The 21,853-nt window shown below is 60.6% G+C and carries 27 protein-coding genes; all 27 read right to left on the bottom strand.

Annotated elements, in window-relative coordinates; translation table 11 throughout:
* Positions 1-5: 5 nt before the first annotated feature.
* Positions 6-1,343, bottom strand: a complete 1,338-nt coding sequence (gene secY, locus QQJ84_RS07005; RefSeq protein ID WP_284257415.1) for a preprotein translocase subunit SecY — start codon at positions 1,341-1,343, stop codon at positions 6-8.
* Positions 1,344-1,455: 112 nt separating this feature from the next.
* Positions 1,456-1,941 (bottom strand): 50S ribosomal protein L15, encoded by a 486-nt coding sequence (gene rplO / locus QQJ84_RS07000; protein ID WP_284257414.1) that lies wholly within the window; start codon positions 1,939-1,941, stop codon positions 1,456-1,458.
* 12 nt (positions 1,942-1,953) lie between these two features.
* The gene (gene rpmD / locus QQJ84_RS06995; protein WP_284257413.1) at positions 1,954-2,142 is read right to left on the bottom strand and encodes a 50S ribosomal protein L30; all 189 of its coding nucleotides are present in this window, start codon (positions 2,140-2,142) and stop codon (positions 1,954-1,956) included.
* A complete protein-coding gene (gene rpsE / locus QQJ84_RS06990; protein ID WP_284257412.1) occupies positions 2,135-2,734 on the bottom strand; it encodes a 30S ribosomal protein S5 in 600 nt (199 codons plus the stop codon). The genes rpmD and rpsE overlap by 8 nt, the downstream gene beginning before the upstream one ends.
* Before the next feature lie 12 nt (positions 2,735-2,746).
* Positions 2,747-3,109 (bottom strand): 50S ribosomal protein L18, encoded by a 363-nt coding sequence (gene rplR / locus QQJ84_RS06985; RefSeq protein ID WP_284257411.1) that lies wholly within the window; start codon positions 3,107-3,109, stop codon positions 2,747-2,749.
* A complete protein-coding gene (gene rplF / locus QQJ84_RS06980) occupies positions 3,109-3,642 on the bottom strand; it encodes a 50S ribosomal protein L6 (RefSeq protein ID WP_284257410.1) in 534 nt (177 codons plus the stop codon). Before rplF ends, rplR begins: the two co-directional genes overlap by 1 nt.
* A gap of 14 nt (positions 3,643-3,656) precedes the next feature.
* Positions 3,657-4,055, bottom strand: coding sequence for a 30S ribosomal protein S8 (rpsH, locus tag QQJ84_RS06975; protein ID WP_284257409.1), 399 nt, complete (start codon positions 4,053-4,055; stop codon positions 3,657-3,659).
* Positions 4,056-4,070: 15 nt separating this feature from the next.
* The gene (rpsN, locus tag QQJ84_RS06970; protein ID WP_284257408.1) at positions 4,071-4,376 is read right to left on the bottom strand and encodes a 30S ribosomal protein S14; all 306 of its coding nucleotides are present in this window, start codon (positions 4,374-4,376) and stop codon (positions 4,071-4,073) included.
* A gap of 69 nt (positions 4,377-4,445) precedes the next feature.
* On the bottom strand, positions 4,446-5,006 hold the full coding sequence (gene rplE / locus QQJ84_RS06965) for a 50S ribosomal protein L5 (RefSeq protein ID WP_284257407.1): 561 nt from the start codon (positions 5,004-5,006) through the stop codon (positions 4,446-4,448).
* A gap of 10 nt (positions 5,007-5,016) precedes the next feature.
* A complete protein-coding gene (gene rplX / locus QQJ84_RS06960; RefSeq protein ID WP_284257406.1) occupies positions 5,017-5,337 on the bottom strand; it encodes a 50S ribosomal protein L24 in 321 nt (106 codons plus the stop codon).
* A 1-nt stretch (position 5,338) separates the two neighbouring features.
* Complete coding sequence (gene rplN, locus QQJ84_RS06955; RefSeq protein ID WP_284257405.1) at positions 5,339-5,707, bottom strand: 50S ribosomal protein L14; 369 nt, start codon at positions 5,705-5,707, stop codon at positions 5,339-5,341.
* 12 nt (positions 5,708-5,719) lie between these two features.
* Positions 5,720-5,986 (bottom strand): 30S ribosomal protein S17, encoded by a 267-nt coding sequence (gene rpsQ, locus QQJ84_RS06950; RefSeq protein WP_284257404.1) that lies wholly within the window; start codon positions 5,984-5,986, stop codon positions 5,720-5,722.
* A 9-nt stretch (positions 5,987-5,995) separates the two neighbouring features.
* Complete coding sequence (rpmC, locus tag QQJ84_RS06945; RefSeq protein WP_284257442.1) at positions 5,996-6,202, bottom strand: 50S ribosomal protein L29; 207 nt, start codon at positions 6,200-6,202, stop codon at positions 5,996-5,998.
* Position 6,203: 1 nt separating this feature from the next.
* Positions 6,204-6,620 carry a 50S ribosomal protein L16 gene (gene rplP, locus QQJ84_RS06940; protein WP_284257403.1) on the bottom strand — a complete coding sequence of 139 codons (417 nt, stop codon included), beginning with the start codon at positions 6,618-6,620 and terminating at the stop codon, positions 6,204-6,206.
* A 12-nt stretch (positions 6,621-6,632) separates the two neighbouring features.
* Positions 6,633-7,310, bottom strand: a complete 678-nt coding sequence (gene rpsC / locus QQJ84_RS06935) for a 30S ribosomal protein S3 (protein WP_284257402.1) — start codon at positions 7,308-7,310, stop codon at positions 6,633-6,635.
* 1 nt (position 7,311) lies between these two features.
* A complete protein-coding gene (gene rplV / locus QQJ84_RS06930) occupies positions 7,312-7,761 on the bottom strand; it encodes a 50S ribosomal protein L22 (protein WP_284257401.1) in 450 nt (149 codons plus the stop codon).
* Between the two features lies 1 nt (position 7,762).
* Positions 7,763-8,041 carry a 30S ribosomal protein S19 gene (gene rpsS / locus QQJ84_RS06925; protein WP_284257400.1) on the bottom strand — a complete coding sequence of 93 codons (279 nt, stop codon included), beginning with the start codon at positions 8,039-8,041 and terminating at the stop codon, positions 7,763-7,765.
* A gap of 3 nt (positions 8,042-8,044) precedes the next feature.
* The gene (gene rplB / locus QQJ84_RS06920; protein WP_284257399.1) at positions 8,045-8,878 is read right to left on the bottom strand and encodes a 50S ribosomal protein L2; all 834 of its coding nucleotides are present in this window, start codon (positions 8,876-8,878) and stop codon (positions 8,045-8,047) included.
* 10 nt (positions 8,879-8,888) lie between these two features.
* On the bottom strand, positions 8,889-9,185 hold the full coding sequence (locus QQJ84_RS06915) for a 50S ribosomal protein L23 (RefSeq protein ID WP_456304810.1): 297 nt from the start codon (positions 9,183-9,185) through the stop codon (positions 8,889-8,891).
* Between the two features lie 11 nt (positions 9,186-9,196).
* Positions 9,197-9,811 (bottom strand): 50S ribosomal protein L4, encoded by a 615-nt coding sequence (rplD, locus tag QQJ84_RS06910; protein ID WP_284257397.1) that lies wholly within the window; start codon positions 9,809-9,811, stop codon positions 9,197-9,199.
* Between the two features lie 4 nt (positions 9,812-9,815).
* Positions 9,816-10,490 carry a 50S ribosomal protein L3 gene (gene rplC, locus QQJ84_RS06905; protein ID WP_284257396.1) on the bottom strand — a complete coding sequence of 225 codons (675 nt, stop codon included), beginning with the start codon at positions 10,488-10,490 and terminating at the stop codon, positions 9,816-9,818.
* 14 nt (positions 10,491-10,504) lie between these two features.
* On the bottom strand, positions 10,505-10,813 hold the full coding sequence (gene rpsJ, locus QQJ84_RS06900) for a 30S ribosomal protein S10 (protein WP_008494541.1): 309 nt from the start codon (positions 10,811-10,813) through the stop codon (positions 10,505-10,507).
* Between the two features lie 40 nt (positions 10,814-10,853).
* Positions 10,854-12,041 (bottom strand): elongation factor Tu, encoded by a 1,188-nt coding sequence (gene tuf / locus QQJ84_RS06895; RefSeq protein WP_284257395.1) that lies wholly within the window; start codon positions 12,039-12,041, stop codon positions 10,854-10,856.
* Between the two features lie 47 nt (positions 12,042-12,088).
* Positions 12,089-12,565, bottom strand: coding sequence for a 30S ribosomal protein S7 (gene rpsG / locus QQJ84_RS06890; RefSeq protein WP_284257394.1), 477 nt, complete (start codon positions 12,563-12,565; stop codon positions 12,089-12,091).
* A gap of 14 nt (positions 12,566-12,579) precedes the next feature.
* Positions 12,580-12,951 (bottom strand): 30S ribosomal protein S12, encoded by a 372-nt coding sequence (gene rpsL / locus QQJ84_RS06885; protein ID WP_183265836.1) that lies wholly within the window; start codon positions 12,949-12,951, stop codon positions 12,580-12,582.
* 381 nt (positions 12,952-13,332) lie between these two features.
* The gene (gene rpoC, locus QQJ84_RS06880; RefSeq protein ID WP_284257393.1) at positions 13,333-17,493 is read right to left on the bottom strand and encodes a DNA-directed RNA polymerase subunit beta'; all 4,161 of its coding nucleotides are present in this window, start codon (positions 17,491-17,493) and stop codon (positions 13,333-13,335) included.
* A gap of 53 nt (positions 17,494-17,546) precedes the next feature.
* Positions 17,547-21,734, bottom strand: a complete 4,188-nt coding sequence (gene rpoB / locus QQJ84_RS06875) for a DNA-directed RNA polymerase subunit beta (RefSeq protein ID WP_284257392.1) — start codon at positions 21,732-21,734, stop codon at positions 17,547-17,549.
* Positions 21,735-21,853: the final 119 nt, after the last annotated feature.

Raw genomic sequence — 21,853 nt, 5'->3', positions numbered from 1 at the left:
CTCCCTTATTTCCGGCTCTTGCCGCGGTTCTTGCGAATCAACCCTTCATACTGGTGCGCCAGCATGTGCGACTGCACCTGTGACACCGTATCCATTGTCACAGAGACAATAATCAGCAGCGAGGTGCCGCCGAAGTAAAAAGGCAGGCTGTAATTGCTCAGGACGAAATCCGGCAGCAGACAAACCACCGTGAGGTAAACAGCCCCGATCGCGGTCAGCCGGGTCAGCACCGTGTCAAAATACTTCGCCGTATTCGCGCCCGGCCGGATACCCGGAATGAAGCCGCCATTCTTTTTCAGGTTCTCGGCGGTATCCTCAGGGTTGAACGAGATGGCCGCCCAGACGAAGGCAAACACCGCGATCAGGGTCGCGAACAGCAACATATAAAGCGGCTGCCCGCGCGAGAGCAGATGCGCCGCCGCCTGCAGCCACTCCGGCCCGCCCTTGGAGAAGCCAACGAACGTGGCCGGGATCACCAGCAGCGAGCTGGCGAAAATCGGCGGCATCACGCCCGAAACATTCACTTTCAGCGGAATATGGGTGGACTCGCCCCCATAAACCTTCTGCCCGACCTGGCGCTTGGGATACTGCACCAAAATCCGGCGCTGCGCCCGCTCCATGAACACAATGAACGCGAACAGCGCGACGCCCGCCACGAAAAAGGTGATGATGAACAGCGTCGAGAGCGCGCCGGTTGACCCGAGTTCGAGGATATTGGCAATCGCGATCGGCATATTGGCGATAATGCCCGCGAAAATGATCAGACTCGAGCCGTTGCCGATCCCGCGCGAGGTGATCTGCTCACCCAGCCACATCACAAACATCGTGCCGCCAACCAGCGTCACCACCGAGGTGAATACAAAGAAGAAGCCGGGGTCGATCACCGCCGGCCCAAGCGCGGTTTTCACCCGCTCCAGGCTCATCGAGATGCCGTAAGCCTGCACACCGGCGATCAGCACCGTGAGATAGCGGGTATACTGCGTGATCTTCATCCGCCCCGAGTCGCCCTCTTTCTTCAGGGCCTCCAGCGCCGGAATCGTCGAGGTCATCAGCTGGATGATGATGCTGGCGCTGATATAGGGCAGAATGTTGAGGGCAAAAATGGTCATGCGGCCCAGCGCGCCGCCGGTGAACATGTTGAACATGCCCAGGATGCCGCTGCCATTCTGCGTCATCAGATGCGCCATCACAGCCGCATCGACGCCCGGAACCGGAATATATGTGCCAAGACGGAACACAATGAGGGCGCCCAAGGTAAACCAGATGCGTTTATGCAGGTCCGTCGCCTTGCCGAATGCGCCAAGGTTCAGGTTTGCTGCCATCTGTTCTGCGGCCGATGCCATGCGGAATCCTTAATAAATACAAAAACGGCGCTTGACCCAAGGCTTCATGCCACGGCCAAGCGCCGTTACTTAGCGCTATTGTGCCGGAATATATCCGGCGGAGGCAAGAGGCTTAGGCCGCGTCAGCTTGCGCCTTCGCCACCAGCGTCTTCACGCTGCCGCCAGCCTGCTCAACCGCCGCAACCGCCGCCGCCGAAGCCCCGGAGACTTCAATGTTGATCGCGCGGGTGATCGTGCCCTTCGCCAGCAGGCGAACGCCATCAACCTTGCCCAGACGGACCAGACCGGCATCACGCAGAGCGGCCTCGGTGATCGGCTGCGCGGCATCGAGCTTGCCGGCTTCAAAAGCAGCATCCAGCGCACCCAGGTTTAGCGGCGCGTATTCCTTGCGGTTTACGTTGTTAAAGCCGCGCTTGGGCAACCGGCGGTAAATCGGCAGCTGACCGCCTTCAAAACCGTTCAGAGAGACGCCTTCACGCGCCTTCTGGCCCTTAACACCCTTGCCGGAGGTCTTGCCCTTGCCGGAGCCGATGCCGCGGCCAAGCCGCTTGGACTTCAGGCGCGCGCCGGGATTGTCGCGAATTTCATTAAGTTTCATGATCAACCTGGCTTAAGCCAGCTCCTCCACCTTCAGCAGATGCGCAACCTTGCGCACCATGCCGCGAATTTCCGGCGTATCGTTCAGTTCGCGGACCTTGCTGATCTTGTTCAGACCAAGCCCGATCAGTGTCGCCTGCTGCCCCGGCTTCTGGCCGTTGCCCGACGCAACCTGCGTAATGCGGATTTTCTTCTCAGACATCGCTCGCCTCCACCGGAACTTCCTTAGCGGCCGTGCCGTACAGATCAGCCACCTTCTTGCCGCGGCGCGTCGCGACGAGGCGGGGGCTGGTAACATTGGCAAGAGCGGCGAATGTCGCCTTCACCATGTTATGCGGGTTGCGGCTACCCAGTGACTTCGCCACCACGTCGCCAATGCCCAATGTCTCGAACACAGCGCGCAGCGGGCCACCAGCAATGATGCCCGTACCGGCGGGCGCCGCGCGGATCACCACGTCGCCAGCACCAAAGGTGCCGCGGATGTCATGGTGCAGCGTGCGGCCTTCCTTCATCGGAACGCGGATCATCGTCTTCTTGGCGCGCTCGGTCGCCTTGCGGATCGCTTCGGGAACCTCACGGGCCTTGCCGGCGCCATAGCCAACGCGGCCTTTCTGGTCACCAACCACCACGAGTGCGGCAAAAGCGAAACGACGGCCGCCCTTAACCACTTTCGCAACGCGGTTGATGGTTACCAGCTTATCGACCAGCTCATCACCGGTCTCCCGGTCGCGCTCGCGTTCACGCTCACGGCCTCTGCCGCCGCCGCTTCCGCCTTCACGTGCTTCACGTGCCATTGCCAAATGCTCCTAGAAGTCGAGGCCGCCCTCGCGGGCCGCCTCTGCCAGGGCTTTCACCCGGCCATGATAGAGATAAGAACCGCGATCGAACACAACAGCGACCACACCGGCCGCCTTGGAACGCTCGGCAATCAGCTTGCCAACAGCGGTCGCGGCATCCTTGTCCGCACCGGTCTTCAACGCTGCCTTCAGATCCTTATCCAGGGTCGAAGCGGCGGCGACTGTCTTACCAGCCGCATCGTCGATGATCTGCGCGTAGATGTGCTTGCCCGAGCGGAAAACCGACAAACGCGGGCGGCCAGAAGATTTCTGCCGGAGCTGATAGCGAAGACGGGCGCGGCGGCGCGTCTGTAATGAAAGATTTGTCGACATTACTTCTTCTTACCCTCTTTCCGGCGGATCGCTTCGCCCTCAAACTTCACACCCTTGCCCTTATAGGGTTCCGGCGGACGATGCGAGCGCAGCTCGGCGCAAACCTGGCCAACCTGACGCTTGTCCATACCCTCGATCTTGATCAAAGTCGGCTTTTCGCAGGTGACTTTGATCCCCGACGGGATGGCATAGACCACATCGTGGGAGAACCCAAGATTAACCACCAGGTTCGTGCCCTGAACGGCGGCGCGGTAACCAGTGCCGGTAATCTCAAGCGTCTTCGCGTAGCCGACCGAAACGCCCTTCACCAAATTGGCGATATTGGCGCGGGTCGTGCCCCACATCATGCGGGAGGCGGCATCCTTGGTCTTCGGCATCACCGAAACCTTGTTGCCTTCAACCGTGGTCTCGACCTTGTCGGTCAGCGCGAGCGAAAGTTCGCCCAGCTTGCCCTTGGCCGTGAGAATATTGCCGGCCAGCGCCACGGTGACGCCAGCGGGAAGTTCGACGGGATATTTGCCAACACGTGACATATCTTGCTCTCCCCTTAAAAGACGCGGCAGAGAACTTCGCCGCCAACATTGGCGGCGCGGGCTTCCACATCGCTCATCACGCCACGCGGCGTGGAGAGGATGGAAACACCGAGACCCGAGTACACGCGCGGCAGTTCCTTGATCTTGGAATACACGCGGCGGCCAGGGCGCGACACGCGGCTGATCTCTTTGATCACCGGCTGCCCCTCGCTGTACTTCAGCTCGATGCGCAGCTGGGCAATGCCAGGGCGCACTTCCTCGCGGGTGAACCCGCGAATGAAGCCTTCACGCTTCAGCACATCCAGAACACTGGCGCGCATGTTGGAAGCAGGCGCCACGCACATGGTGAGGCGCGCGTGCTGCGCGTTACGAATACGGGTGAGCATATCACCCAACGGATCGGACATCGACATTCTAGCGCCCTTTCCTTACCAGCTGGCTTTGGTAACACCAGGGATCTGCCCCTGGCTGGCCAGATCGCGGAAAGCGATTCGGCAAAGTTTGAATTTACGGTAGTTGCCGCGCGAACGGCCAGTCAGCTCGCAGCGCAGGCGAACGCGAACCTTCGCGCCATTGCGCGGCAGCTCGGCCAGCTTGATGCTCGCCTCAAAACGATCTTCAACCGGAAGCGTGCGATCCATGATCACATCTTTCAGCGCAGCGCGCTTGCCCTTGTCACGGGCGGCCATGCGCTCGCGCTTTCCATTTCGGTTGACCTGCGATGTCTTAGCCATATTTTTGCAACCCCTCCGGAACCTGCTGGATAAGCCCAGCCGTTTTCCAAACTCTAAAAAATCAGACGTTCACTTGGCGAACGGTAGATTGAACCCCTTGAGCAAGGCTTTCGCCTCGGCATCGGTTTTCGCGGTGGTCACGAAAATGATGTCCATGCCACGGATAGCATCAACCTTGTCGTACACAATCTCAGGGAAAATAATCTGTTCCTTGAGACCCATGGCAAAATTGCCGCGGCCATCAAAGCCCTTATTCCCCGGAATGCCGCGGAAGTCGCGAACACGCGGCAGCGCGATCGTCACCAGACGGTCGAGAAACTCGTACATCTTGGACTTGCGCAGCGTCACCTTACAGCCGATCGGCAGGCCGGCGCGGATCTTGAACCCGGCAATGGCCTTTTTCGCGATCGTCTTAACCGGCTTCTGGCCGGCAATGAGGGTGAGCTCGGCCACGGCAGCGTCCAGTTTCTTCTGGTCGGCGGCAGCCTCACCCACACCCATGTTAATGACGATCTTTTCCAGAGTCGGCACTTCAAACGGGTTCTTGTAGCCAAATTCTTGACGCATCTGCTCCCGCACAACCTCACGGTAGTACGTCTGCAGGCGCGGCAGGCTTTTCACATCACTCATTGCGGCCTCCTCAGCCATCAATCGCCGTGCCGCTCTTACGAGCAACACGAACTTTGCGGCCACCATCCAGAACGCGGAAGCCAACCTTCGTGGGCTTATCCGTGCTCGGGTCGATCAATGCCAGATTGGACAAATGCACAGCAGCCTCGCGTTCCACGATACCGCCGGGCTGGCCCATGCCTTTCGGCTTGGTGTGGATCTTCGCCACCGCCACACCCTGCACCACGGCGCGGTCTTCCTTGGGAAGCACCCGCAGCACTTCGCCGCGGTTCCCCTTGGAAGCGCCTGAAATCACCAGGACCTTGTCGCCCTTTTTAATACGAGCAGCCATGTTACAGCACCTCCGGCGCCAGGCTGATGATCTTCATGAACTTCTTCGCGCGAAGCTCACGCACCACCGGCCCAAAAATACGCGTACCAATCGGCTCGCCCTGCTTGTTCAGCAGAACCGCCGCATTGCGGTCAAAACGGATGGCGCTGCCATCGGCACGGCGCACGGGGAACGCGGTGCGCACAACCACAGCCTGGTGCACATCGCCCTTCTTCACCTTGCCGCGCGGAATGGCATCCTTGATGGAAACCACGATCACATCGCCGACAGACGCCGCCTTGCGCTTGGAGCCGCCGAGCACCTTGATGCACTGCACGCGCCGCGCACCGGAGTTGTCAGCCACATCGAGGTTCGACTCTACGATAATCATTTTTCAAATCCCTCAGACGCTGGCTTGCGACTCGGCGAGTGCCGAACCATTGCGCTCAGTCACGATCCAGGTCTTGCGCTTGCTGATCGGGGCGCATTCCTCAATGCGGACCAGATCGCCCTCAACGCAGACATTGGCTTCATCATGCGCCGCATATTTTTTGGAGCGGCGAATGAACTTCTTGTACAGCGGATGCATGATGCGACGCTCGACAAGAACGGTAATCGTCTTGTCCATCTTGTCGCTCACAACCCGCCCGGTCAGAACACGTTTCGGCATGTTATCCTCTTAACCAGCAACTGCCGAACGCGCGCGCTCAGCCAGAATTGTCTTCACCCGCGCGATATCGCGCCGCACCGCACGCACGCGGCTGGTGTTTTCCTGCTGGCCGGTCGCGCGCTGGAAACGCAGATTGAACTGCTCCTTGCGCAGATCGAGCAACAGGCTCGTCAGTTCGTCCGGCGTCTTCGCACGGATGTCGCTTGCAACCGTCATCTCACGCATCTCCAATCCGGGTAACAAATTTCGTCCTGATCGGCAGCTTCGCAGCACCCAGGGCCAGCGCCTCGCGGGCCAGCGGCTCGGCAACGCCGTCAATCTCAAACACAATGCGGCCGGGGTGCACGCGCGCAACCCAAAATTCCGGGCTACCCTTGCCGGAACCCATACGCACTTCAGCAGGCTTGGTGGAGACCGGCAGATCCGGGAAAATCCGGATCCACACGCGGCCCGCACGCTTCATGGCGCGGGTGATGGCACGGCGGGCCGATTCGATCTGGCGCGCGGTGATACGTTCTGGCTCCAGAGCCTTCAGACCGAAGGCGCCAAAGTTAAGCTGCGTGTTGCCCTTGGCCAGGCCGTGAATACGGCCCTTGTGAGCTTTACGGAACTTCGTACGCTTAGGAGACATCATAGCAAAAAATCCTTAGCGCTGCGGTGCTTGTTCGGCCGCGCGCTTGTCTTGCGCCAGCGGGTCCTGCACCAGAACTTCACCCTTGAAAATCCAGACTTTCACGCCGCAGGCGCCATAAGTCGTCTTCGCCGTGGCCACACCGTAGTCAAGATCGGCGCGCAGCGTGTGCAAAGGCACGCGGCCTTCACGATACCACTCAACGCGGGCAATCTCGGCGCCGCCCAAACGGCCGCCACAGGTGATCTTGATCCCCTGCGCGCCCAGGCGCATGGCGGACTGCACAGCGCGCTTCATCGCACGGCGGAAGGCCACGCGGCGTTCCAGCTGCTGCGCAATGTTCTCGGCCACCAGCGTCGCATCGATTTCCGGCTTGCGGATTTCCATGATGTTCAGGGAAACCTCAGCCTTCGCCATCACCGACAATTCCTTGCGCAGCGAGTCGATGTCCTGGCCCTTCTTGCCGATCACCACACCAGGGCGCGCGGCATAAATCGTCACGCGCGGCTTCTTCGCCGGACGCTCGATCACAACCTTCGAAACACCAGCCTGGCTGAGCTTGGCGCGCAAATGGCTGCGCAGCTTCAGATCGTCATGCAGCAGGCGGGCATAGTCCTTGCCGGCGTACCAGCGGCTGTCCCAGGTGCGGGTAATGCCAAGGCGCAGACCGATCGGATTGATCTTGTGACCCATGTTATGCGGCCTCCCCGGCTGCTTTAGCGGTTTCAGACTTCGTGTGACCCGGGCGGGTATCGCGCATCGCCTTCTCAGACGGTTCACGCTCCTCCACCACGATCTTCAGATGGCTAAACCACTTCTCAACCGTCGCGGAGCGGCCACGGCCACGCGCGTGGAAACGCTTCATGACAATGCCGCGGCCCACTTCGGCCAATTTCACAACCAGCTTGTCAACATCGAGCTGATGGTTGTTCTCGGCATTCGCGATCGCGCTCTCAAGCGTCTTCTTCACTTGCTTGGCGATCCGGCGCTTGCTGAAGGTCAGGTCCGCGAGAGCGCGGCCAGCCGGCAGGTTGCGGATGGATTCAGCGACGAGGTTCAGTTTGCGCGGGCTCACGCGCATGTTGCGCGTAATCGCCTGTGCCTGAATGTCCTCAAGGCCGCGTAAGGCTTTCGGTTTGCTCATCTCAGCCCCGCTTCGCTTTCTTGTCGGCCGAATGACCCGTAAAGGTCCGTGTCGGCGAGAATTCACCGAACTTATGGCCAACCATGTTTTCATTCACCTGCACCGGCAGAAACTTCTTGCCGTTGTAGACGCCAAAGGTCAGGCCCACGAATTGCGGCAGGATGGTGGAGCGGCGCGACCAGATCTTGATGATCTCGTTGCGGCCGGAAGCGCGCGATGCCTCCGCCTTACCCAACAGATACCCGTCAACAAACGGGCCTTTCCAAACAGAACGTGACATCTATCAGCCCTTCCCGCTCTTAGCGCGGCGGATGATAAGATCATCCGTACGTTTATTGCTACGCGTCTTCGCACCCTTGGTCGGTTTGCCCCAAGGTGTAACCGGATGCCGGCCACCAGAGGTACGCCCCTCACCACCACCATGCGGGTGATCGACCGGGTTCATCACGACACCGCGGTTATGCGGACGGCGGCCCATCCACACGCGGCGGCCAGCTTTACCAAGCTGCTCGTTCTGGTGATCAGCGTTCGAAACCGCGCCAATCGTCGCCATGCATTCAGCGCGCACAACCCGCAACTCGCCGGACATCAGCTTAACCTGGGCATAACCCTGGTCCTTGCCAACCAGCTGAGCAAACGTGCCGGCGGAGCGTGCCATCTTGCCACCGGCGCCCACTTTGAGCTCGATGTTATGGATGATCGTCCCAACCGGGATCGCGGCCAGCGGCATCGCGTTGCCGGGCTTGATATCAACCCGTGAACCGGAAATCACCGGATCACCAGCCTTCAAACGCTGCGGCGCCAGGATGTAGGACAGCTCCCCATCGGCATATTTGATCAGCGCGATGAAAGCCGTGCGGTTCGGGTCATATTCCAGACGCTCGACCGTCGCGGCCACATCGTATTTGCGACGCTTGAAGTCGACAATACGATAAGCCTGCTTATGTCCACCGCCGCGGAACCGGCTGGTGATACGACCGTGGTTGTTACGCCCGCCGGTCGAATGCTTGCCCTCGGTCAGGCCCTTTACAGGCTTGCCCTTCCACAGCTCGCTGCGGTCAATCAGGACGGTGCCGCGAAGGCTCGCCGTGACGGGATTAAAATGCTTCAGTGCCATAGTCCGCGCCTTATGCCAGACCGGTTGTGAAATCGATGCTCTCGCCTTCGGCGAGAGTCACGAACGCTTTCTTCACGTCGGAGCGAATACCAGGACGGCCCTTAAACCGCTTGGTCTTGCCCTTGGTGATCAGCGTATTCACACCAGTTACTTTTACTTTGAACAGGGTCTCGATCGCCGCCTTGATTTCAGGCTTCGTCGCATCGGACGCAACCTTGAAAACAAACTGGTTCTTCTCGGAAAGCAGCGTTGCCTTCTCGGTGATATGCGGCGCGCGCACGACTTCGTACATCCGCTCCGGCGTAATCTTCACGGTGCTCATGCCAGGCGCTCCTTCAAGCCATCAATGCCGGCCTTGGTGATCACCAGCACGTCATGCTGCACGATGTCGTACACATTGGCGCCAATCACCGGCAAAATATCCAAACCCTGAACATTGCGGCTGGCGCGCAGGAAATTCTGGTCCACGGCGGCATCGACGATCAACGCCGACTTCCAGCCGAAGTTTTTCACCTTCGCGGCCACATCCTTGGTCTTCTCCAGCGCGCCCACGGCGTCCAGAACAACCAGCTTGCCCTCGGCGGCCTTCAGCGAAAGCGCCGAAAGCAGACCCAAACGGCGGACCTTTTTGTTCAGATTATAACCATGGTCACGCACAACCGGACCATGCACCACGCCACCAGTACGGAACTGCGGCGCGCGCAAGCTGCCCTGACGCGCATTACCCGTGCCCTTCTGCTTGAACGGCTTGCGGGTCGTGCCCGAAACCTCTCCCATGCCCTTGGTCTTGTGATTGCCTGAGCGGCGCTTGGCCAACTGCCAGTGAATCACGCGCGCGATAATGTCCGCACGCGGCGCAATGCCGAAAATCTCGTCCGGCAACTCAGCGCTGCCAGCGGTTTTCGCGTCCATGTCGTAAATATCATATTTCATCGGCTCAGCCCTTCAATGCTGCAGGGTAGGCGGCATCAGCCGGCCGTGCCTTCTTGATCGCATCGCGCAGCAGAACATAGCTGCCCTTGGAGCCTGGAACGGCGCCGCGGATGAGCACCAGGTTACGCTCTTCATCGAGACCAGCGACCTGCAGGTTCAGCGTGGTCACGCGCTCCTGGCCGAGATGCCCAGGCATCTTCTTGTTCTTGAAGGTCTTGCCCGGGTCCTGACGGTTACCGGTCGAGCCAAGGCTACGATGGCTGACGGACACGCCGTGCGACGCTTCAAGGCCCGCGAAGTTCCAGCGCTTCATACCACCGGCAAAGCCCTTGCCCTTGGTGATGCCGGCAACGTCGACAAACTGGCCAATCGAGAAGTGCGACGGCGAAAGCTGCGCGCCGGGCTGCAGCAGCGCATCGTCCGCAACGCGGAATTCAACGAGCTTCATCGAAGGTTCCACCTGCGCCTTCGCGAAATGGCCCTTCTGCGGCTTGCTCACATTCTTCGGCTTGGCCTTGCCATAGCCGAGCTGCACAGCGGAGTAGCCGTCGTTTTCAACAGTCCGCGCCGCCACAACCCGCACCTCGTCGAGGTGAAGAACCGTGACCGGCACATGCGTGCCGTCATCTTTGAACAACCGGGTCATCCCCAGTTTTTTTGCAATTACACCGGTACGCATAATACCACCTAAGCTTAGATCTTAATTTCGACTTCGACGCCCGCAGCGAGATCGAGCTTCATCAGCGCGTCAACGGTCTGCGGGGTCGGGTCAACGATATCCAGCAAGCGGCGATGAGTCCGAATCTCGAACTGCTCGCGGCTCTTCTTGTCCACATGCGGCGAACGGTTCACGGTGAAACGTTCGATATGTGTCGGCAACGGAATTGGCCCCCGCACCTGCGCGCCTGTACGCTTCGCCGTGTTGACGATGTCCTTCGTGCTGTTATCCAGCACGCGGTGATCATACGCCTTCAGGCGGATACGGATGTTTTGGTTGTCCATCTTAACTCAAGCTCTTTTCACAGATACAGGGGGCCGAAACTTACTTCGTTACCTTGGCGACAACGCCCGAACCAACGGTCCGGCCGCCTTCGCGGATGGCGAAACGCAGACCATCATCCATGGCGATCGGAGCGATCAGCTCGACTTCGATCGTCACGTTATCACCAGGCATCACCATCTCGGTGCCTTCCTGCAGGGTCACAACACCGGTCACGTCGGTGGTGCGGAAGTAGAACTGCGGACGGTAGTTGGTGAAGAACGGGGTATGACGGCCACCTTCTTCCTTCGTCAGAATATAGGCCTGACCCTGGAACTTGGTGTGCGGCGTAATGGAGCCCGGAGCCGCCAGAACCTGGCCGCGCTCAATGTCTTCACGCTTGGTGCCGCGCAGCAGCGCGCCGATGTTATCGCCGGCCTCACCCTGGTCGAGCAGCTTGCGGAACATTTCAACGCCGGTAACGATCGTCTTGGTCGTCGGACGCAGGCCAACGATTTCAACTTCCTCACCAACCTTGATCACGCCGCGCTCAACGCGGCCGGTGGCAACGGTGCCACGGCCAGAGATCGAGAACACGTCTTCAACCGGCATCAGGAACGGCTTGTCCTTGGCGCGCTCGGGCTGCGGAATGTATTCGTCAACCGCCTTCATCAGCTCCAGGATCGCCTGTTCGCCAATCTCCGGGGTCTTGTCTTCGAGCGCCGCCACAGCGGAACCCTTGATGATGGGGATATTGTCGCCATCGAAGCCATACTTGCTGAGCAGCTCGCGCACTTCCATCTCAACCAGCTCGACCAGATCAGGGTCAGCAAGGTCCATCTTGTTCAGGAACACCACCAGCGCCGGCACGCCGACCTGGCGAGCGAGCAGGATGTGCTCACGGGTCTGCGGCATCGGGCCGTCAGCCGCGGAAACAACGAGGATCGCGCCGTCCATCTGCGCGGCGCCGGTGATCATGTTCTTCACATAGTCAGCGTGGCCGGGGCAGTCGACGTGCGCGTAATGGCGGTTGGCGGTCTCGTACTCAACGTGAGCGGTCGAGATCGTGATGCCGCGGGCGCGTTCTTCCGGCGCCTTGTCGATCATGTCGTAAGCGGTGAAGGTCGCGCCGCCGGACTTTGCCAGCACCTTGGTGATGGCGGCTGTCAGGGAGGTCTTGCCATGATCGACGTGGCCGATCGTGCCAATGTTCAGATGCGGCTTATTCCGCTCAAATTTCGATTTGGCCATTTGTCTGCTCCGTGCGGGCTAAAAACTTAAAGAGTTGGTAGTCGTAATTACCAGCGGTAATGGCTGAAAGCCTTATTGGCTTCGGCCATACGGTGGGTGTCCTCACGCTTCTTCACAGCAGAACCGCGATTGTTCACCGCATCCTGCAATTCGTTGGAGAGCCGCTCTTCCATCGTGTGCTCGCCGCGCTTGCGCGCCGAGTCGATGATCCAGCGGATCGCCAGAGCCTGGCGGCGCTCAGAGCGCACCTCAACCGGCACCTGATAGGTCGCACCGCCAACGCGGCGTGAACGCACTTCAATCGCCGGCTTCACATTGTCCAGCGCCTCGTGGAACAGGCGCACCGGGTCGGCATTCGCCCCGCCGCGCTTCTTCAACACATCGAGCGCACCGTAGACAATGCCTTCGGCGGCTGATTTCTTACCATCGTACATCAACACGTTCATGAAACGGCTGATCACAATATCTCCGAACTTGGCGTCCGGGAGAACTTCGCGTTTTACGGCGCGGCGGCGTCTGCTCATATCTCTGCTCTCTCTTACTTCGGCCGCTTCGCGCCATACAGCGAACGGCGCTTACGGCGCTTCGGCAAACCTTGCGTATCCAGCACACCGCGCAGGATGTGGTAGCGCACGCCCGGCAAGTCTTTTACGCGGCCGCCGCGGATCAGCACCACAGAGTGCTCCTGCAGGTTATGGCCTTCGCCGGGGATGTAGCTCACCACCTCGAAACCATTGGTCAGGCGCACCTTGGCAACCTTACGAAGCGCCGAGTTCGGCTTCTTCGGGGTCGTTGTATAGACGCGCGTGCAAACGCCGCGCTTCTGGGGGCAACCCTCAAGGGCCGGCACCTTGTTCCGCTTCGGCGCGGGCTCACGGCCCTTGGCGATCAACTGATTAATGGTCGGCATATCTCATCCTGCTTCGTGTGTTCCGCGTGCCCCGGTTCATTCCAGTACAGGTCATCCATAAAAAACGGCCGCAAGCCGGAATGTCCTGCTTGCGGAAACGTCTCCAGCACGCGGCCTTAGTTCTGGTTTCCCAGGACGGCGCCGCACGCGCCAGATTTTTCATCAACAACCCGCGCCTGAAGAAGTCCCAGAGCCGCGAGAGCGCCTTCCTTAAGAGCCCCCCACCCCCAAGTCAAGCTTCAGCACCCGACTCAATGGTAGAAAAACCCAGGTAATAGTTTTGGGCATGGCTCCCATCCGATCCATGCCCGCCGCAACGGAAAACGGCGCCCAAAACCAGGGCGCCGTTCCAGTAAAGAGACAAAACAAGCCGTTTTAAGCCTACTCCGCGGCATACTCCGGCTTGTTCAGCGCCGGGCGTTGCCCGCCCAGCGCCTGGCGGTCGCGGCCAGCCGCCACGGCCCGCAGCCGGTTCATCACGCTGCCCGTTCCCGCCGGGATCAGGCGCCCAACGATCACGTTTTCCTTCAGGCCCATCAGCGAGTCCGTCTTGCCGGCGGTGGCCGCCTCGGTGAGCACCCGAGTCGTCTCCTGGAAGGAGGCCGCCGAGATGAAGCTCTGCGTCTGCAGGCTCGCCTTGGTAATGCCCTGGAGCACCGGAAGCCCGGCGGCGCGCCGTTCATCCTCCGCCAGCTTGCCGTTCTCGATGTCGAACTCCACCCGGTCCACCAGCTCGCCCACCAGGAAGGTGGTATCGCCGGCCTCGGTGATTTCCACCTTCTGCAACATCTGACGCACGATCACCTCGATATGCTTATCGTTGATCTTCACGCCCTGCAGACGGTAGACGTCCTGGATTTCGTTCACCAGGTAGTCAGACAGCGCCTCCACTCCAAGCACCCGCAGAATATCATGCGGCACGCGCGGCCCATCCACCAGCGGGTCGCCCCGGCGGACATAGTCACCCTCCTGCACGGACACATGCTTGCCCTTGGGCACCAGATACTCGGTGTCTTCCCCGGTCTCGTCGTTCTTCACGATCACGCGGCGCTTGGCCTTGTAATCCTTGCCGAACTCCACGCGCCCGTCGATCTCCGCGATAATCGCATGATCCTTCGGCCGCCGCGCCTCAAACAGCTCCGCCACCCGCGGCAGACCGCCGGTGATGTCGCGCGTCTTCGAGCCTTCGCGCGGAATACGCGCCAGCACGTCGCCATCCGCCACGCTCGCCCCGGGTTCCACCGAGAGGATGGAGTCCGGCGCCAGGAAGTAGCGCGCCTCCGCGCCGTTGGTCAGGCGCACGATCTCGCCCTTGGCATCCTTCAGCAGCAGCCGCGGCCGCAAATCCGCCCCACGGGCTGACTGCTTGTAATCGACCACAACCTTCGAGGTCAGGCCGGTCACCTCATCGGTCCGCTCGACCAGGGTGATGCCCTCGATCAAATCCGCGTATTCCACGATACCCGCGCGCTCGGTGATGATCGGCAAGGTGTACGGGTCCCACTCGGCCAGCTTCTGGCCACGTGCAACCGTCGCACCTTCGTCACCCAGCAACCGCGCGCCATATGGCACCCGGAAGCGCGCGCGCTCGCGGTTGGCGTTGTCGGTAATGATGATTTCGCAATTACGGCTCATCACCACCGGCACGCCCTGGCTGTTCGTCACCACGTTGCGGTTCCTGATCGCGATGGTGCCGTCATGGCTGGCTTCCACGTTGGACTGCTCGGCCCCCCGCTGCGCCGCACCGCCGATATGGAAGGTACGCATGGTCAGCTGCGTGCCCGGCTCACCGATTGACTGCGCCGCGATAACGCCCACGGCCTCACCGGCATTCACCGGCGTCCCGCGCGCCAGATCACGCCCATAGCAATGGCCGCAAACACCGATCTTGGTATCGCAGGTCAGCACGGAGCGGATCTTCACCGACTCCACACCCGATTTCTCGATCTTTTCGGCTTCCGGCTCTTCAATGAGCACATTCGCCGCGACAATCTCAGCCCCGGTTGCCGGGTCGAACACCGCCGCCGCCGTGGTCCGGCCCAGCACGCGCTCGGCCAGGCTGGAGACAACCTCGCCGCCATCCATCACCGCGCTTACGGTCAGGCCCCGCTCGGTGCCGCAATCTTCCTCGATGATGATGCAATCCTGCGCCACATCGACCAGACGGCGGGTCAGATACCCGGAGTTCGCGGTCTTCAACGCGGTATCGGCGAGTCCCTTACGGGCGCCGTGGGTCGAGTTGAAGTAATCGAGAACCGAGAGGCCCTCTTTAAAGTTGGCGATAATCGGCTGCTCGATGATCTCGCCCGAAGGCTTGGCCATCAACCCGCGCATACCCGCCAGCTGCGACATCTGCGCCGGCGACCCACGCGCGCCGGAGTGGCTCATCATCCACACCGAGTTGGTGGGCTTGCCGATCTCCTGGCGTGAAATCTCCTTCATCATCGCCGTGGCCACCAGGTCCTTACAACGCGACCAGGCGTCAACCACCTTATTATAGCGCTCGCCCGCCGTGATCAGACCATCCTGATACTGCTGCTCGAACTCGCGCACCTCCGCCTGGGTGGCCGCAACCAGCCCGGCCTTCGAATCGGGTATCCGCATATCGTCCTTGCCGAACGAAATACCGGCCCGCGCCGCGTGCTTGAAGCCGAGCCCCATCATGCGGTCACAGAAGATCACCGCCTCTTTCTGCCCGCAATGGCGGTACACGAGGTCAATCACGTCAGACACGTTTTTCTTGGTCAGCATCTTGTTGACCACGCCAAACGGCACATCCGGGTTCAGCGGCAGCAACTGGCCAATCAACATCCGGCCCGGCGTGGTGACGACGATCTTCTTCGTCTTCACACCCGCATGGTCAATCAGCTCAACCCGCGCGCGGATCTTGTCATGCAGCTTCAGCGCCCCGGCCGACATCGCGAATTCGATCTCGGCAACCGAGCCGAACGCGCGCGCGTCCTCATCCTTGGTCACGCCGAATTCAGTCGTCTCCAGCGAGAGATAATACAGCCCGAGCACAATATCCTGGCTCGGCACGATAATCGGCTTGCCGTTCGCGGGCGAGAGGATGTTGTTGGTCGACATCATCAGCACGCGCGCTTCCAGCTGCGCCTCGATCGAGAGCGGCACATGCACCGCCATCTGGTCGCCGTCGAAATCCGCGTTGAAGGCGGTGCAAACCAGCGGGTGCAGCTGAATCGCCTTGCCCTCGATCAACACCGGCTCGAACGCCTGGATGCCCAGACGATGCAGCGTCGGCGCGCGGTTGAGCATCACCGGATGCTCACGGATCACCTCTTCAAGGATATCCCAAACCTCGGGACGCTCCTTTTCCACCATCCGCTTGGCGGCCTTGATGGTCGTCGCCAGGCCGTATTTCTCCAGCTTGGCGTAGATGAACGGCTTGAACAGCTCCAGCGCCATCTTCTTGGGCAGGCCGCACTGGTGCAGCTTCAGCTCCGGGCCCACGACGATAACCGACCGGCCGGAATAATCGACGCGCTTGCCGAGCAGATTCTGCCGGAAGCGGCCCTGCTTGCCCTTCAACATATCCGAGAGCGACTTCAGCGGGCGCTTGTTGGTGCCCGTGATCGCACGGCCGCGGCGGCCGTTGTCGAACAGCGCGTCCACCGACTCCTGCAACATGCGCTTCTCATTGCGCACGATGATATCCGGCGCGCGCAGCTCCATCAGCCGCTTCAGGCGGTTGTTGCGGTTGATCACGCGGCGGTACAAATCGTTCAAATCGGAGGTGGCGAAGCGCCCGCCATCCAGCGGCACCAAGGGGCGCAGCTCAGGCGGGATCACCGGCACCACATCAAGCACCATCCATTCCGGATGCGTGCCCGAGTCGAGGAAGTTCTCAACCAGCTTCAACCGCTTGACCAGCTTCTTGCGCTTGGTCTCGGAATTGGTCTCCTTCAGCTCGGCGCGCATGCGCGCCTTGTCCTCGGCGAGATCAATGCCCAGCAGGATATGCTTGATCGCCTCGGCGCCGATGCTGGCGCGGAAACCATCCTCGCCGAACTCGTCCTGCTTGTTATACAGCTCGTCTTCCGAGATCAGCTGATGCAGCTTGAGGTCGGTCGTGCCCGGCTCGAGCACGATATACGACTCGAAATACAGCACCTTCTCGACATCTTTAAGCGTCATATCCAGCATCGTCGCGATGCGGCTCGGCAGCGACTTGAGGAACCAGATATGCGCGACCGGCGAGGCCAGCTCGATATGGCCCATGCGCTCGCGGCGCACCTTCGCCAGCGTGACCTCAACGCCGCATTTCTCGCAGATGATGCCGCGGAATTTCATCCGCTTGTACTTGCCGCACAGGCACTCGTAATCCTTGATCGGCCCAAAAATCCGCGCGCAGAACAACCCGTCCCGCTCCGGCTTGAACGTCCGGTAGTTGATCGTCTCCGGCTTCTTGATCTCGCCGTAAGACCAGCTGCGGATCTGCTCAGGCGAGGCGATCTGGATCTTGATCTGGTCAAAAGTCGCCGCCTGGCCGGTCTGGCCGAGAATCTTCATCAAATCATTCATCACTCATCATCCTTAAACTGCCAGAATCTGTTTCGCCCGGGTCAGACAGCCACCTAAGTGACCGTCTGCTCCAGATCGACATTCAGACCCAAGGATTTCAGTTCTTTCAGCAACACGTTGAAGCTCTCAGGAATACCAGCCTCAAAATTGTCCTGCTCGCGCACAATCGCCTCATACACCTTGGTCCGGCCGGAAACGTCATCGGATTTCACCGTCAGCATTTCCTGCAAGGTATAGGCCGCGCCGTAAGCCTCAAGCGCCCACACTTCCATTTCGCCGAAGCGCTGGCCACCGAACTGCGCCTTGCCGCCCAGCGGCTGCTGGGTCACGAGCGAATACGGCCCGATCGAGCGCGCATGGATCTTGTCATCCACAAGATGATGCAGCTTGAGCATATACATATACCCAACCGTCACCTTGCGCTCGAACGGCTCACCCGTGCGGCCGTCAACCAGCACCGACTGCCCGGAAATATCCATGCCCGCCTTCGCCAGCATCGCCTCGATATCAGGGATGCGCGCGCCATCGAACACCGGCGTCGCAATCGGCACGCCCTTCTTCAGATTGCCGCACAGCTCGATCAGCGCCGCATCATCCATGCCGGCGATCTGCGCATCGTAAATCTCCGGACCGTAGATGTCCTTCAACAGGTCCAGCAGCTCCAGCTTGGCCTCGCCGGTGCGGCGGTATTCTTCCACCGCCACGCCGATCTGCTTGCCAAGGTTCGCGCAGGCCCAGCCCAGATGCACCTCAAGGATCTGCCCGACGTTCATGCGCGAGGGCACGCCCAACGGGTTCAGCACCAGGTCAACCGGCGTGCCATCGGGCAGGAACGGCATGTCCTCAACCGGCACAACCCGCGAGACCACACCCTTGTTGCCATGGCGCCCGGCCATCTTGTCGCCCGGCTGCAGCTTGCGCTTCACCGCCACGAACACCTTGACCATCTTCATCACGCCGGGCAGCAACTCGTCGCCGCGCTGCAGCTTCTCGACCTTGCTCTCAAAACGCTCCTGCAGACGCTTCACCGCCGCATCGAACTCGCGCTTGAGGATCTCGATCTGCGCCATCACGGCGTCGTCCTGCACCACCACATTGCGCCAGGCGCCGCGCGGATGCTCGGCCAGCACCTCGGAGGTGATCTCAGTCCCCGCCTTGATGCCCTTGAAGCCCGAACCGGCAATCTGGCCCAACAGCGTCTCGCGCAGCCGGTTCAGGAACGAGCGCTCCTGAATCGCCCGCTCATCGTCACGGTCCTTCGCCAGCCGCTCAATTTCCGCCCGCTCAATCGCCAGCGCGCGCTCATCCTTATCGACGCCGCGGCGGTTGAACACCCGCACGTCAACAATGGTGCCCGCCACGCCCGGCGGCAGCTTCAGCGAGGTATCGCGCACATCGGAGGCTTTTTCACCAAAGATCGCGCGCAGCAGCTTCTCTTCCGGCGTCATCGGGCTTTCGCCCTTCGGCGTCACCTTGCCGACCAGAATATCGCCCGGGTTCACCTCGGCGCCGATATAAACAATGCCGGCTTCGTCAAGGTTGCGCAGCGCTTCCTCACCGACATTGGGAATATCACGGGTGATTTCCTCCTGGCCGAGCTTGGTGTCACGCGCCATGACCTCGAATTCCTCGATATGGATCGAGGTGAACACGTCATCACGGGCAATCCGCTCGGAGATCAGGATGGAGTCTTCAAAGTTGTAACCGTTCCAGGGCATGAACGCGCACAGCGCGTTGCGCCCCAGCGCCAATTCACCCAGCTCGGTCGAGGGACCATCAGCGATGATATCGCCCTCTGCCACCCGGTCACCGACCTTCACCAGCGGCCGCTGGTTGATGCAGGTGCTCTGGTTGGAGCGCATGTACTTGCGCAGCCGGTAAATATCCACACCCATGGTCGAGCCATCCTCGGCCGTCGCCCGCACCACGATGCGCGCGCCGTCGATCTGGTCGATCATCCCCGCCCGCTTGGCGACAATGGTCGCCCCGGAGTCGCGCGCCACGGCGGCTTCCATGCCCGTGCCGACAATCGGCGCATCGGACTGGATCAGCGGCACCGCCTGGCGCTGCATGTTCGAGCCCATCAGCGCACGGTTGGCGTCGTCGTTTTCCAGGAACGGGATCAGCGCCGCCGCAACCGAAACCAGCTGCTTGGGCGACACGTCGATCGCGGTGACCTCTTCGGGCTTGACCAGAAGGAAGTCGCCGTTGCGCCGCACGGACACGAGATCGGCGGTGAACTTGCCATCCCCATCCTTCTTCGCGTCGGCCTGCGCCACCGTCAGGCGCTCCTCTTCCATCGCGGAGAGATACTTCCACGAGGGCTGCACAACACCATCGACCACCAACTGATACGGGGTCTCGATAAAGCCGTATTTATTCACCTTGGCGTAGGTAGCCAGCGAGTTGATCAACCCGATGTTCGGCCCTTCCGGCGTCTCAATCGGGCAAATCCGCCCATAATGCGTCGGATGCACGTCACGCACCTCAAACCCGGCGCGCTCACGCGTCAGGCCGCCTGGTCCGAGCGCTGAGAGGCGGCGCTTATGCGTCACTTCCGAGAGCGGGTTGGTCTGGTCCATGAACTGCGAGAGCTGCGAGGAGCCAAAAAACTCACGCACGGCGGCGGCCGCCGGCTTGGCGTTGATCAAATCATGCGGCATCACGCTGTCGATATCGACCGAGCCCATGCGTTCGCGGATCGCCCGCTCCATGCGCAGCAGGCCCACGCGATACTGATTCTCCATCAGCTCGCCGACCGAACGCACCCGGCGGTTGCCGAGATTGTCAATATCGTCGATCGCGCCGCGCCCGTCCTTCAGCTCGCACATGATCTTCACTGTGCGCAGAATATCTTCCTTGCGCAGCGTACGCACGGTGTCCTCGGCTTCCAGGCCAAGGCGCATGTTCATCTTCACACGGCCCACGGCGGAAAGGTCGTAGCGGTCAGTGTCAAAGAACAGGCCGCGGAACAAAGCCTCGGCGGTCTCGGAGGTCGGCGGCTCGCCGGGGCGCATCACGCGGTAGATGTCGATCAGCGCATCCTCGCGGTTGCTGTTCTTGTCCACCGCCAAGGTGTTGCGAATCCACGGGCCATTGCCCTGGTCAACCGCCAGGGTCGGCAGCTCGTCGATACCCTTGTCTTCCAGCAGCGCCAGCTTGGCCTCGACCAGCTCCTCCCCTGCCTCGGCGAAAATCTCGCCGGTCTGCGGATCATACATATCCACCGCGATGAAGCGGCCCAGCAGATCATTGCGCGCAACCAGCACGCGCTTGGTCTTCTCGGCGATCTTCTTGACCACGCGCGCGGTCAGCTTCTCATCGTTCTTGGCGACTACTTCACCCGTATTGGCATCCACCAGGTCTTCAATGAGCTTCTGGTTACGGAAGGCTTCCGCCTCAAAGGGGCGGGCCCACTGGCCCTTGGTGCAGGTGAACATCACCTGGCCATAGAACGCGCCGAGAATCTCCTCGGCGTCCATGCCTTTGATCTCGGCGATCTCCAGGCTCTCGCCCTTGGCCGCGCGCGCCTCGCGCAGCGCCTCGGTGGCAACACTGGGGAGCGCATAAAGCAGCGTCGTCACCGGCAGCTTGCGCTTGCGGTCAATGCGCACATACACGATGTCCTTGGCGTCGAACTCGAAATCGAGCCACGAACCGCGATACGGAATCACCCGCGCGGTGAACAGATATTTGCCCGACGAATGCGTCTTGCCGCGGTCATGGTCAAAAAACACGCCGGGGCTGCGGTGCATCTGCGACACAATCACGCGCTCGGTGCCATTGACCACGAACGTGCCGTTATCGGTCATCAGCGGCATGTCGCCCATATAAACAGGCTGTTCTTTAATATCGCGGATCGACTTCGCGCCGGTATCCTCGTCGAGGTCCCACACGATCAGACGGAGAATCACCTTCAGCGGCGCCGCATAGGTCATGCCGCGCTGGATGCATTCCTCAACGTCATACTTCGGCTCTTCCAGCTCGTAATGCACGAACTCGAGGCGGCCGCGCCCGGCAAAATCATCAATCGGGAACACCGATTTGAAAACTTCCTGAATACCCGAATGCGTCCGCGCATCCGGCTTCACATGCATCTGCAAAAAGCTGTCATAGCTTGAGCGCTGCACGTCGATCAGATTTGGCATGGGTGCGACTTCAGGGATGCGCCCAAAGCTCTTACGAATGCGCTTCCGGCCGGTGAAAGACCCTTTACCCAGACCACCAGTAATCGCGTTCATCGTATTCACCCTCGCTTTTAAATTTTAGCTCAGTCTTACAAAAACCTGTCTTACAAAAACAGGCGGCAGGCGATCACCCAACGGTAATCGCCTGCCCTTTAGGCATATAACCGCCGCGG

Source organism: Acidocella aquatica, from assembly GCF_030160635.1.
Classification (GTDB): Bacteria; Pseudomonadota; Alphaproteobacteria; order Acetobacterales; family Acetobacteraceae; genus Acidocella; species Acidocella aquatica.
Note: the sequence above shows the minus strand (reverse complement) of the source record. Positions and strands in the feature narration are given on the sequence as shown.